Source organism: Shewanella sp. AC34-MNA-CIBAN-0136 (assembly GCF_040309945.1).
Classification (GTDB): domain Bacteria; phylum Pseudomonadota; class Gammaproteobacteria; order Enterobacterales; family Shewanellaceae; genus Shewanella.
The window spans coordinates 138357-151405 of sequence record NZ_JBEOPJ010000013.1 but is presented as its reverse complement, the minus strand read 5'-3'; the positions used below and the strand labels follow the sequence as shown (position 1 = coordinate 151405).

Below are 13049 nucleotides of genomic sequence, written 5' to 3'. Positions count from 1 at the left end.
GCGGGAGTAGGACTTGAACCTACGACCTTCGGGTTATGAGCCCGACGAGCTACCAACTGCTCCATCCCGCGTCCGATAAACGCTATCAATTATTTTAATTCTATTGACTAAAGAAATGGTTGCGGGAGTAGGACTTGAACCTACGACCTTCGGGTTATGAGCCCGACGAGCTACCAACTGCTCCATCCCGCGTCCGATTGACGCTGCTTTAATTCATCTTATTAAACTGGCTAGTTAGCGTGTTTAACGGTCTGCTTCAAAGCGGGGCGAACTATAGCGATCCCCGTTTATATTTGCAAGTAAAATCTAGGCGATAGCTATTTGTTTGCTGGTAAAATAAGCGAGTCACTGCTTTATCGTACGATATTGCCAAATTAACCCAAAAATAAGGGATTTTAACCGTCCATTTCGATAAGTCGTTGGGGTTATGTGTTTGAGCAGGTATAATGCTGCACTGAATTTTGCGTAACCGATGACTGACTAATACATGTTTAATTTTTTTGCTGCAGCCCCAAAGGGTTTCGAATATAGCCTTGCTTCTGAACTTAAAGAGTTCGGAGCAACCGACGTTAAAGAAAGTGTTGCTGGAGTATATTTTTCTGCTTCATTAGAGCTGGCTTATCGCATTACATTATGGACTCGTTTAGCGAGCCGTATCGTATTAGTCATCTATAAAGGAGCTTGTGATTCTGCAGAGCAACTTTATAACGCAGCATACTGCATTGATTGGCCATCGCATTTTTCCCATAAAAAAACCTTCAGTATTGATTTTCACGGCACGGGTGGTTTCATTAATAACACTCAATTTGGTGCGCTGAAAATTAAAGATGCTGTAGTTGACCGTTTTCGTGATGATGGTACTCCTCGTCCCGATGTAGAACGTGTCAATCCAGATTTTAAAATTGATGCCCATTATCGTAATGGTCAACTGACTATTTCAATGAATTTCTCAGGCGCTTCTTTACACCAACGCGGATACCGTTCAACTACGGGTGAAGCACCATTAAAAGAAAACCTCGCTGCCAATATGTTGGTACGCAGTGGTTGGCAAGCTAATCCTATTACTGTGCTTGACCCATTTTGTGGCAGTGGCACGGTATTAATAGAAGCGGCATTAATGGCTGCTGATATTGCGCCTGGACTAAAACGTGAGAAATTTGGTTTCGAAAATTGGCAAAGTCACAATAAAGCAATGTGGCAGGTTATTTTTGACGAAGCTCAAGCGCGTGCAACCTTGGGCAAAACTCGTTGTAAGCTTAAATTTTACGGTTCAGACATCGAACCTCACCTGATTTCTATCGCTAAGCGCAATGCTGAGAATGCTGGTGTAGCTGAATTAATTGAATTTAGCGTGTCAGATGCACTCGATGTAACACCTCCTGTAAGTGAAGGCTTTTTGATTTCTAACCCGCCTTACGGTGAGCGTTTGGGTAATGTTACTGAGCTTTTACAACTTTATTACCAACTCGGTGATAAGTTTAAAAAAGAGTTTGGTGGCTGGAAAATAGCTATGTTGTGCAGTGATGTTGAACTTATATCATCGCTTAAACTAAAAGCTGACAAGCAGATGAAAATGTTCAACGGCGCATTAGAATGTGCTTTTAACATTTATACCTTACACGCCAACAGTACCCGCCGCGACGTGCCTGAATTGCCTGAAGGTGTTGATATTATCGACATTGCGCCAGCATTTGCGAATCGTATTAAAAAGAATGTTAAACAGTTTGAAAAATGGGCTAAAAAAGAGCGCATAGACAGTTATCGTTTATATGATGCTGATTTACCTGAATACAACGTCGCCATTGATAGATACGTCGATTATGTTGTTATTCAAGAATATTCAGCTCCAGCAACTATTCCTGAAGCGGTGACTAAACGCCGTATTAGTGATGTGCTATTAGCCTTGCCTGGGGCGTTAGGGATTCATCCTGATCGTATCACCTTGAAAACTCGTGAACGTCAGAAGGGTGCTAACCAATATCAAAAAATTGACGAACGTAAAGTTGAAGTTATCACTGAAGAATATGGTGCTAAATTTAAACTTAACTTAACCGGTTATCTCGATACGGGTTTGTTCCTTGATCATCGAGTTACACGTAAACTGGTTGGCGATAAATCAAAAGGCAAAAATGTCCTTAATTTATTCGCTTACACTGGCTCTGCATCAGTACATGCTGCGATCGGTGGAGCTAAATCAGTTACCACCATCGACATGTCTAATACCTACATCAATTGGGCCAAAGAAAACTTTGCCTTAAATGGTTTGTCTGGCGCTAAATACGACTTTATTCAAGCAGACTGTTTGCAGTGGATAAAAGATAATAGCCATCAGAAATATGAACTCATTTTTATCGACCCACCGACGTTTTCAAATTCAAAACGTATGGAAGACAGTTGGGATGTGCAACGCGATCATGCAGAGATGTTAGGTGGCTTGATTAAGCTACTTTCTCCAAATGGCGAGCTTATCTTCTCAAACAACAAACGTAAATTTAAAATGGATATCGAGGCGTTGAACCAAGCAGGTATCGACGTGACTAATATCGACCATTTATGTTTACCGCTGGATTATAAACGTAATCCACATATCCATAATGTTTGGCTACTGACTCATGCTAAAAAATAGTTCAGTCGCCTATGTGCTATTTCACACCGAGGGTTGTCATCTGTGTGAAATAGCTCAAAAATTGGTTGATCAAACCGCAATACATTATCAGCACATCGATATTTGTGATAACGCATCACTTGCAGAGCGTTATGGCATGAGCATTCCTGTATTTGTACAGGGCGAACGTGAGTTATTCTGGCCTTTCGATGCCGCACAATTACAAGAATTTTTAGGAGTTTAGATTGAGTCTGGTACGCATTAATAATGGCTCGTTAGCCTACGGTTACATTCCTTTGCTGCTAAATGCAGATTTTACCATTGAACCTGGTGAGCGCGTGTGTATTGTTGGGCGTAATGGCGCCGGTAAATCAAGTTTAATGAAAGTATTATCAGGTGATGTATTACTTGATGATGGTGAGTTTAATATTGCAAATGACGTTAACGTCAGTCGTTTACAGCAAGACCCTCCTAAAGCAGAAACCGGATCGGTTTACTCTTATATAGCAGCGGGTTTGAAAGAAATTGGTGAAGCGTTAGAACAGTATCATCAATTATCACACGATGTTGCAGATGCTAATCCTGAGCAGATGGACCGTATGCTGAATCAAATGCAACGTCTTCAGGAAGTGTTAGATCACAATGACGGCTGGCAATTAGATTCACGCATTATCCAAAACTGTCAGTTGTTAGGTCTAGATCCGGATAAGCCATTAAATGAATTGTCTGGTGGTTGGCAGCGTAAAGTGGCGTTAGCTCGTGCCCTTGTTGTTAATCCTGATTTATTACTGCTTGACGAACCTACCAACCATTTAGATATCGATACCATTGAATGGTTAGAGCAATTTTTATTAAGCTTTAAAGGCGCTATCGTATTTGTAAGCCATGACCGTGGTTTTATTCAAAGAATGGCAACGCGTATCGTCGATTTAGATCGTGGTGTAGTGGTCTCATTTCCAGGTAACTATCAAGTTTATTTAGATGGTAAGCAAGAATGGTTACGAGTTGAAGCTGAGAAAAACGCTCATTTTGATAAAAAACTTGCCGACGAAGAAACCTGGATCCGCCAAGGTGTTAAAGCGCGACGTACTCGAAATGAAGGTCGTGTTCGAGCGTTAAAAGCACTACGTACCGAACGTAGTGAACGCTTAAACCGTCAAGGTAACGCCAAAATGTCGGTATCTGATAACGAACGCTCTGGTAAGTTAGTATTTGATATTAAAAATGTTAACTATAATTTGCCTGATAAAAATTTAGTTAAAGATTTCAGTACTACTGTCATACGTGGTGACCGTATCGCGTTAATTGGCCCAAATGGTTGCGGTAAATCAACGCTAATCAAACTGTTAATTGAAAAGCTGCAGCCTCAATCTGGCGAAATTAAAGTCGGTACTAAGCTAGACGTTGCCTATTTTGACCAGTATCGTGAAGCGCTTGACCCAGAAAAAACAGTAGAAGAAAACGTTGGTGAGGGTAAAAGTACCGTCACAATTAATGGCCAAGATCGCCATATTCTTAGTTATCTACAAGATTTCTTATTCTCGCCAATGCGTGCTCGTACTCCGGTAAAAGCACTTTCTGGTGGCGAGAAGAACCGTTTGTTATTGGCGAGATTATTATTACGCCCTGCCAATTTAATTATTCTCGATGAACCAACAAACGATCTTGATATTGAGACGTTAGAATTGTTAGAGTCACTGCTTGCTGATTTTGCTGGTACATTACTTATCGTGAGCCACGATAGAGCATTTATCGACAATACCGTTACCAGCAGTTGGTGGTTTGCGGGCAATGGACAATGGGCTGAGTATGTTGGTGGTTACCAAGATGCTGTTGCTCAAGGTGCAAAGTTTTATTCTGAGGAACCTGTTGCAACTAATGTTGTCCAACCTACCGCAGTGGTTGAAACAAAGCCTGTCAGTATCCCTGAGAAAGCAGTCAAAAAACTGTCTTACAAATTGCAAAAAGAATTAGATACGCTTCCGAGCCAAATGGAACAGCTCGAGCAAGATATTGCCCAATTGCAGCAAACCATAGCGGGTGCTGATTTTTATAATCAACCGCAGGATTTGGTCAATAAAACACTGCAGTTGTTGGCAGAAAAAGAACAGAATTTAGAAGTTTGCTTCGAGCGATGGGAAGAGCTTGAGTCACTGAAGTAAAGCATAATAAAACAGGAATAGTTACATGAAGTTAAAGTTTGATAAAGCCTTATCCCTTGTTGCGATAGGTGTATTAAGTGTGATTGGAACAGTTCAAGCTGCGCCAGTATATGAAATTGTTAATATTGAAGATTTCGACCTAAATGGCACTATTGACGGTACACGTAATGGCTATGCCATGGCGGTGAACAGTCAAGATGAAGTTGTCGGTATTTCAAAAGGTAAAAAGAAACTTAGTACCGAAGACATTGAAGGCGGCATCATTGATGTTGAAGATGGTATTTCTGATGCAGAAGAGATTACCTATTCAGTATTAAAGCCAATAGAGGCAAATAACTTCACTGTCACTACCAGTGCAAATGCCGCTGAAGGCGCTTGGAAGCCTTCATTTTATAGCCTAGCAGGTACGACTAATCCTACTGATGTAGACAGTGATGGTGAACTGGTTGTTAATTCAATTGATACCTTCTTCTATGGTCTTAACAGTAATGGCACCAAAGTGGGTGCTTATACCGGTGAACAAAAGACCTTGGCTTATGAAGGTACAAGCACAACACAAGAGCTTTGGTATTATCGTGATTTTGAACTTCGTGCCATTGCAGTAAAAGATGATGTTGAATTTTCATTGCTACCTCCTTACACAACCTATGTTCGTGAACAAGATGCTGACACTAGTGCAGCTACCGTTGAGTTAGGTGGTTCGTCTGTTGCAGCCGATGTAAATGAAAATAATCTTGTTGTTGGTTATGGAAGTACCGCATTGGCTTCATCAAGTGTTGACCGTGTAGATAGCTGTATTACAAGCGCAGAAGACACTGATGCAGATAATCCTACGCCGCTCGCTATTTGTGTTCAAGATTCTCAGTATCCAGACACTAACAGCCGTCGTTATATTATTTATCAAACACGCGCTTTAGTATGGGATTTAAATAACATAGACGATGCCGGTGTACCTGAGCGTACTGAATTACCGTTAGGCTTAACCCCTGCAACGGATTCAACGCTAATTTACACCGCCCAAGCATTAGGTGTTAACAGCGATGATGATGTGGCTGGCCGCTCACATGTTTATCGTAATGGCGACACCGATAAATTATATTTTGATGCTGCTTACTGGAAAAAGAATGCCAATGGTGAATATCAATATAATTGGGTAGATATGGAGAATGAAGTCACCAGTTCTATCGCATATGATATTAATGATAATGGTATTTTAGTCGGCAGTTATCGTAAATATATTGGTGGCTATTTGCGTGATAAATTCTTCACATTAGACACTAATAATCCTGAACAAGGAATTGTTACGCCGAATGACTTCCAAACCACATTGTCAGATTTAAGTAGCAAACCTAAAGATATCAACAATAAAGGACAAGTTGTCGGTTATGTTGAATCAACTTACGACAAAGAAAAGCCTCGTCCAAAAGTGGGTTTCTTATTTGAAAATAGTACTAGCGAATTTTCTAATTTAAACGATCTCCTTACCTGTGGTTCTAAAGGCTATGTACAGAATACTGATGGAGAGTGGGCTCGTCATCAAGTGAGTATTCAAGATGGTACTGGTGAAATATTAACTTATAACACCGATATTCAAGTTGTAGAAGCCAATAGCATCAATGAAGACGGCACTATTGTAGGGACTGCGTTTATTCGTAAGCCACAATATCAAACCGATGCAACTACTGGTAATGTGCTTGTCGGTGAAAATAATCTACCGCTATTTGAATTAGATGGGAACGGTGCTCCAGTAACAGCATATTTGCCGCGAATGGTTATTTTGAAACCAACCTCTGGTGAAGCATGTACGACTTCAGACACAGTTGAAGAAGTGGCTTATGTACGTCAAGGTGCAGCCAGTTTTGCTTGGTTATTCACTCTGCCATTATTATGGTTGCGTCGCAGAGTAAAAAAATAGGCTTAACTGTCATCATAGACTCAGTGTAGTCACCGTCATCTAGCACCTCAAACAGGGGGTAGTCTAGAACCATAAAAAAATCGAGGAAATATTCCTCGATTTTTTTTTAACCTAATTCTCAATACCTTAATAAAAGATCATTAAAATGATGGTTTTTTTGGTTGATTTTGGTTAAAAAACGATCTATTTCTATATGCAAGGCTTCAGCTTTATCATGTCAAACAAAAGCCTGTTACTGAAGAGGACTCATGCATGAAAAGACAGAAAAGAGATCGTTTAGACAGAGCATTTTCAAAAGGATTTCAAGCCGGAGTAGGAGGGCGTTCTAAGGAGGTTTGTCCCCATTCGAATCTGGATTCACGGTCTCAATGGTTAGGCGGATGGCGTGAAGGTATTGACGGTCGTCTTAATGGCCTATTTAACAAGTAGTACTTAATAAGTAACACTTAATAAAATGCCCTCACGAAGTATATCGGAGGGCATTAAGCTACATTTTCAACGTATTTCGAAGTAAAGTGGCGTTAACTAGAAAGTTGATGTATCACTAAAAATACCTACTTTTAAATCAGTTGCTGAGTAGATTTGACGACCATCAACTTCCATCGTGGCATCAGCTATACCCATAACCAATTTTCGGTGAATTTTGCGTTTAATATTAAGCTTGTAAGTCACTTTCTTTGCATCAGGTAATACTTGGCCGGTAAATTTCACTTCACCCACGCCTAATGCTCGACCTTTACCTTCAGCGCCTTCCCAGCCTAGGAAGAAACCAACAAGTTGCCACATAGCATCCAAACCTAAACAACCAGGCATTACTGGGTCACTGATAAAGTGGCAATCAAAAAACCATAGATCGGGTGTGATATCGAGTTCGGCAATTATTTCACCTTTACCAAATGCACCACCATCTTCATTTATGGTAATGATACGGTCAATCATCAACATATTGTCGACAGGTAAGCGCGGTCTATTTGGGCCTAAAAGATTGCCATGACCACATGCGACAAGTTGCTCTTTATTGAAACTATTAGCTTTTTCCATTTAAATCGATACCACTTAATTGACTGATAATACTAACAAGATAGCGAACACGTGTAAGCTAAACAACTCCGATCACTAAATAATGTGCAATCTAGCTAACAATTTAGCAAAAAAGTTCAGTTCCACGTCATCATCTTGTCCGGCTAATTTATCTAAACGTTGTTGTACTAATCCGTAAAGCGTGTCTGGTGCAAAGTCGTTATCTTCATTCGCGACTCCAGCAGGCATTTGCATCAGCAGTTCAACTGCTTGATCCATATGCTCAATTGCATGGATATGAAATAATCCTTTATCAATGGCTTCAATCACAGTAGGTTCAAGATTTAGCTGTAATACATTGGCCTTAGGCATAATAACACCTTGTTCACCCGTTAAACCGCGGCGTTGACATAAATTAAAGAAACCTTCAATTTTCTCATTCACACCACCAATCGCTTGTACATTGCCAAACTGATCTAATGCGCCTGTAACCGCTAAACTTTGGATAATCGGTTGTTCAGCTATCGCAGACATTAAACAGCAATACTCGGCGAGTGAAGCGCTATCACCATCAATTTCTTGGTAAGACTGTTCAAATACAATATTTGCATTCAAATGAAGAGGCGCGTCACGACCAAAAATACGGTACAAGCAAGCAGATAGGATCATCATGCCTTTTGCATGAATATTGCCACCCAACTCTGATTTTCGTTCAATATCTGCCACTTCGCCATCACCATAATGCACTGATGAGGTAATACGGGCAGGCTCACCATAGGTATAATCGCCTGTATCAATAACCGTAAGGGCATTAATCTGACCTACCATAGCGCCTTTAGTTGGCAGGTTTATAAAATTATCATCAAAACTTTGAGCCGAATATATTTCAGAGCTATTGTGACGGAATTTTAATTTTTCCAGTGCTTTAGCTATAGCTGCAGCATTCAATGTAGCTTGACCTGAATATACTTTTGCTTGACCTAATAGTTGCCTAAACTCCAACATACTTAAACTTAAGCGTTGTTGATGTTCAACCAAACGAGAGCTATACCAAAATAACGGTAACAAACTTGATGGTTCTAATTCAACAGATTCTGCTTGGGCAAGCACGTTCAACCATTGCACATAAGACGATTCAGGATGCTGTGTTAGATCAACTTCATTACTCATTTCAGCCAGCAATGGAAAATGGCGATTAAAATTTCGGTCTTCAACTCTAAGCTGGCTATACGATAAACCAGAGCCCACAAGTACAATTTTACAATTCAGTGGAATAGGAGTTAACTCATTATTAATACGATAAAAGCCATCGTGGATAATTTGCATCAACAAATCCCACAAACTCTCGCGCTGCCATAATGATGCTAAGCAAATAAACACGAAATGATTTTTGGCTAGTGCACCAGGTTTATAAACACTGGATTTATCCGTTTTAAGCATTCTACCGAGCAAATCAGCACGGCGAATAGTCCCTTGTAAATAGCAAGACAATGATTCTTGTTTAGCGATAATGCCGACATGTTCAGGAGGGAGGGTTTGTTGCCACTTAAACTGAATATCTGCATCTTCTTGCTGTTTTTTAGTCGCAACAAGGTAATGATTTGAAGGCGTGTTAGCTTGAGTTACCAACGCATCAATAAATAGTGATCTATCTACCCCTAAAAAATCAGCAAGAAATAAATGTTGCGAATTTGTTTTGCTCATTAATTTGAATGTTTCAACCACTCGTTCTTGACCAAGCAGTATATGACTTGGAAAAGAAACTGAAGTCGATGCATCAGGTAAATGATATTGAGGAGCGAGTTTGGCACTAGGCAGTAGCGTTGAATTCATATAGTGGTAATTTAGCTGCGACAACGAAAAATAATGAGATGATATTAGCATAAAGCACCACAAAAGCCTTAGCAGATTCAACTCTTCTAGCTTACCTGGTGTTGTTGAAGTGATTCAAGTCCATAAAAGAGTCGCCAACGAGTTTTGTGTTGATTAAAAAAGTCTCGATGATGACAAAAATATGAGCATGCTGATTAAATGCTATGCACTCAGGTGTTTTTTTTAACTTTATGGTTTACAAGCAAACGAGTTACTTATATTATTCAGTCCGTTCGGAGGGATGGCAGAGTGGTCGAATGCACCGGTCTTGAAAACCGGCAACGGTTTATCCCGTTCTAGGGTTCAAATCCCTATCCCTCCGCCACATTCAATAAAAAGGCCCGCTATTTATAGCGGGCCTTTTTATTTGGTGAAAGATAGGGCTCTGAACCCCGGGTTCCTCTTTATTAAAAGCAAGCTATCCCTCTTCTAGATTCAAGACTAAATGCCAATCCGACAAATATAAGGCTTATTTATTGGGGCTAAAGATAGGACTCTGAACCCCGGGTTCCTGTTTGTTAAAAGTAAGCTATCCATCCTCAATAACAGTTTTGAGTTTTATCTGCATTAACTGAATACTGTGAGCATTGATACCGAAAACGGCGACAAGGCACCACAAATTGCCAGCGCAGGCTGTGCGTTTAAGTATCCCCTCCAAAAAACACAACACATCCTCATATTTGATTGCTATCAAGTTTCTCAGCTGTGCTGAATTCCGTAGGTGACCGATAGGTTACTAATTCAAAAATAGTTTTTTGATGTTTCGATTGAAGTTGATGAATTGAGTACATCGAGCAGAGCTGTCGCCAAAGCAATGGAAATGAGCTATGTTACTTGTTCAGAGGATGGGTGGCACAGTTTTTTTCTACCGTTTAGGTCTTGGATATAGTGTAAAAAATTGAAGCTCTAATCTCATTTTGTTTTTCGTTTTATTAATATTTTTTTCGCTCATTAACTAAGTGATTTGCTTTGATACTTAATCAAGCTTACCTTATATTAAAGAATATCTGTTCGTTAAAACTGTTTTAGTATTGAAGTTAAAAAACAGTAATAAGTAGACTTTTGTGATTGATTAAAAGGCAAAAAGTTCTTATTTACAAAAGCTGATTAATCCATAACTTTTTATCCCAAACAGTATAAAGGCCATGCACAAGAATACGATAAGCCAAGAGGTTAATGAGTTAGTTTTAGATGCGACTAATGTTGGCGTCTGGGATTGGCGTGTTGAAAATGATGGTCTTGTTTGTAATGAACGTTGGGCTGAGATTATAGGGTATACCTTATCGGAGTTAATGCCTGTTGATTACCAAACTTGGCTAGATGTATTGCACCCAGATGATTTGCCTAGGGCAATTAAAAATTATGATTACCATTGTCAAGGCCAAAGCGAACTTTGTGAGTTAGAAGTTCGTATGAAACACAAAAGCGGTCATTATGTTTGGGTATTGTCTACAGGCAAAGCTATTGCATGGGATGTTGAAGGCAAGCCGACACGAATGATTGGCATGCACCAAGAAATAACCTTTCGTAAGCGGCAGGAAGAACTACTTGCAACCACAACCGAGTTATTGAGAGAATCTCAAGAGATAGGCAAGCTAGGTGGCTGGCAACTCAACTTGCATAACGGTGACTTGATTTGGACAGATGAAACTTACAGAATTTATGAAACAACTCCGCAAGAATATATTCCTACCGTTGAAATGGGGGTAAGTTATTTATTACCCGATTCCAAAAAATTATTCCAAGAAGCGCTTGATGCTGCGATTCAACTTGGCGAAGAGTACGACTTAGAGCTTGAAACTTATACCACCAAAGGACGAAAGATTGACGTTAGAACGACTTGTCATATCACGTATGTCGATGGTGTTGCTGAAAAATTAAGTGGTATATTTCAAGACATTACCGACGAGAAAAATAATCAACGGAAACTTGAAAAAAGTAATCAGGTATTAAAAGAAGTAAATGAGAAGTTAAAGTTTGCAGCCAACTATGATCCACTAACACATTTGCCAAACAGAAATTTGTTAGCTGATCGAATGCAGCAAGCGCTTATCAAAGCGCAGCGTAATAGCAAACAAATAGCTATAGCCTTCCTAGACTTGGATGGCTTTAAAGAGGTAAATGATGCTTACGGTCATGATATAGGAGATGAGTTTCTTTGCCTTGTTGCAAATAGGTTTAAAACTGCAATACGAGAGGATGATACTCTTGCCAGGTTTGGTGGCGATGAGTTTGTTTTGATTCTTGATGATTTAGACTGTCATCATCAAGCAACAGAAATATTACAGCGAATACTTTCTTCAATTACAGAAATATTTATTATTGAAAATAAGCGCCTTTCTATAACGGTGAGTATTGGCGTGACATTTTTCCCACAGGATAATAGTTACCCAGACATACTTATTCGTCATGCTGATCAGGCTATGTATAGGGCTAAAGAGCAGGGAAAGAATTGCATTCATGAATTTGACTTTGAAAATGATGTAGCGATAAAACTCCAGTATCGAGAGTTAGAATACATAAGCAATGGATTTAATAACAATGAGTTTTTGTTATTCTACCAACCAAAAATTAATATGGAAACTAATGATATTATAGGTTTAGAGGCCCTTATTCGTTGGCAACATCCGACAGAAGGTCTTTTGTCACCCTTTCGCTTTTTGCCCTACATTGAAGAAGAGCCTCTAGCAATTGAGTTAGGTAAATGGGTAATTGACCAGGCAATAAAGCAGCATAATGAATGGCGACGCTTAGGAATAGTTATACCTATCAGTGTCAATGTCAGTCCATTACAACTTCAGCATGAAGATTTCATTAAACAATTAAATGAAATCTTATTTCTCAACACGAGTTTTCAAGCGGGTCAGCTTGAATTTGAAATTTTAGAATCCAGTATTATTAAAGATACTCAGCACATCGCTGAGGTTATTAGTCAATGTAAACAGTTAGGGATACGTTTTTCGTTAGATGATTTTGGTACGGGGTTTTCATCTTTAAGCTATTTGAGAAAGTTAAAGACTGATGTTATAAAAATAGATCAATCTTTTGTCATTGACATGTTAGATGATATGGATGATCAAGCCATTGTAAAAAGTGTCATTGAATTATCGAAGACCTTCGGTCGTTCTGTGATAGCAGAGGGGGTTGAAACCCAAGAGCATGGTCGGCAATTACTCAAAATGGGATGTCAATTAGCACAAGGTTTCGGTATAGCAAGGCCAATGCCAGCAAGCTCAATCCCTGAGTGGATTAATTTATGGAATACGTCTCCTCCTTGGATTTGTAAATGAGGGTTATGAGTTAGTCTTTAGTGTGTGTTGATCTTTGTGTGAAAATCATATGAAAGCTATTTTTCAACAACTGTAACCGTCATCTGCGCTTATAAAGTAGTAGGTTATCGATCTCATGTGTTCACCTAAAGTCATGTACGAGATAATAATATCACCTCTATTTAGGTGGCCAAAATAACTATGCC

8 protein-coding genes and 2 tRNA genes are annotated in these 13049 nt (G+C 39.5%); 7 read left to right on the top strand and 3 right to left on the bottom strand.

The features are described from left to right. Window positions 1-116 precede the first annotated feature (116 nt). Window positions 117-192, bottom strand: a tRNA-Met gene (locus tag AAEY94_RS14170). Window positions 193-487: 295 nt separating this feature from the next. On the opposite strand from AAEY94_RS14170, the gene rlmKL reads away from it, so the two are divergent. The 5 genes from rlmKL to rmf all read left to right on the top strand — a co-directional run bounded on the left by rlmKL (window position 488) and on the right by rmf (window position 7111). After that, window positions 488-2626: a bifunctional 23S rRNA (guanine(2069)-N(7))-methyltransferase RlmK/23S rRNA (guanine(2445)-N(2))-methyltransferase RlmL gene (gene rlmKL / locus AAEY94_RS14165; protein ID WP_101086604.1), complete on the top strand. Its 2139-nt coding sequence runs from the start codon at window positions 488-490 to the stop codon at window positions 2624-2626. After that, window positions 2613-2849, top strand: a complete 237-nt coding sequence (locus AAEY94_RS14160; protein ID WP_059744475.1) for a glutaredoxin family protein — start codon at window positions 2613-2615, stop codon at window positions 2847-2849. Before rlmKL ends, AAEY94_RS14160 begins: the two co-directional genes overlap by 14 nt. A gap of 1 nt (window position 2850) precedes the next feature. After that, window positions 2851-4767, top strand: a complete 1917-nt coding sequence (locus tag AAEY94_RS14155) for an ABC transporter ATP-binding protein (protein WP_101086605.1) — start codon at window positions 2851-2853, stop codon at window positions 4765-4767. Window positions 4768-4792: 25 nt separating this feature from the next. Beyond that, window positions 4793-6682 (top strand): DUF3466 family protein, encoded by a 1890-nt coding sequence (locus AAEY94_RS14150; protein WP_101086606.1) that lies wholly within the window; start codon window positions 4793-4795, stop codon window positions 6680-6682. A 252-nt stretch (window positions 6683-6934) separates the two neighbouring features. Beyond that, window positions 6935-7111: a ribosome modulation factor gene (gene rmf / locus AAEY94_RS14145; RefSeq protein ID WP_011638106.1), complete on the top strand. Its 177-nt coding sequence runs from the start codon at window positions 6935-6937 to the stop codon at window positions 7109-7111. A gap of 96 nt (window positions 7112-7207) precedes the next feature. On the opposite strand, the gene fabA is transcribed toward rmf, so the two are convergent. Both fabA and AAEY94_RS14135 read right to left on the bottom strand, forming a co-directional pair. Next, window positions 7208-7723 carry a bifunctional 3-hydroxydecanoyl-ACP dehydratase/trans-2-decenoyl-ACP isomerase gene (gene fabA, locus AAEY94_RS14140; RefSeq protein ID WP_101086607.1) on the bottom strand — a complete coding sequence of 172 codons (516 nt, stop codon included), beginning with the start codon at window positions 7721-7723 and terminating at the stop codon, window positions 7208-7210. 75 nt (window positions 7724-7798) lie between these two features. Then, complete coding sequence (locus tag AAEY94_RS14135; RefSeq protein WP_350979084.1) at window positions 7799-9535, bottom strand: AAA family ATPase; 1737 nt, start codon at window positions 9533-9535, stop codon at window positions 7799-7801. 274 nt (window positions 9536-9809) lie between these two features. Here AAEY94_RS14135 and AAEY94_RS14130 point away from each other — a divergent pair. Then, a tRNA-Ser gene (locus AAEY94_RS14130) sits at window positions 9810-9899 on the top strand. 820 nt (window positions 9900-10719) lie between these two features. Further along, on the top strand, window positions 10720-12864 hold the full coding sequence (locus tag AAEY94_RS14125) for a putative bifunctional diguanylate cyclase/phosphodiesterase (RefSeq protein WP_101086609.1): 2145 nt from the start codon (window positions 10720-10722) through the stop codon (window positions 12862-12864). Window positions 12865-13049 lie beyond the last annotated feature (185 nt).

Excerpts from the sequence above, each read along its gene's own strand:
- fabA (WP_101086607.1), bottom strand. The coding sequence starts at position 7,723 with ATGGAAAAAGCTAATAGTTTCAATAAAGAGCAACTTGTCGCATGTGGT.
- rmf (WP_011638106.1), top strand. The coding sequence starts at position 6,935 with ATGAAAAGACAGAAAAGAGATCGTTTAGACAGAGCATTTTCAAAAGGA.
- AAEY94_RS14160 (WP_059744475.1), top strand. The coding sequence starts at position 2,613 with ATGCTAAAAAATAGTTCAGTCGCCTATGTGCTATTTCACACCGAGGGT.
- rlmKL (WP_101086604.1), top strand. The coding sequence starts at position 488 with ATGTTTAATTTTTTTGCTGCAGCCCCAAAGGGTTTCGAATATAGCCTT.
- AAEY94_RS14135 (WP_350979084.1), bottom strand. The coding sequence starts at position 9,535 with ATGAATTCAACGCTACTGCCTAGTGCCAAACTCGCTCCTCAATATCAT.
- AAEY94_RS14150 (WP_101086606.1), top strand. The coding sequence starts at position 4,793 with ATGAAGTTAAAGTTTGATAAAGCCTTATCCCTTGTTGCGATAGGTGTA.
- AAEY94_RS14125 (WP_101086609.1), top strand. The coding sequence starts at position 10,720 with ATGCACAAGAATACGATAAGCCAAGAGGTTAATGAGTTAGTTTTAGAT.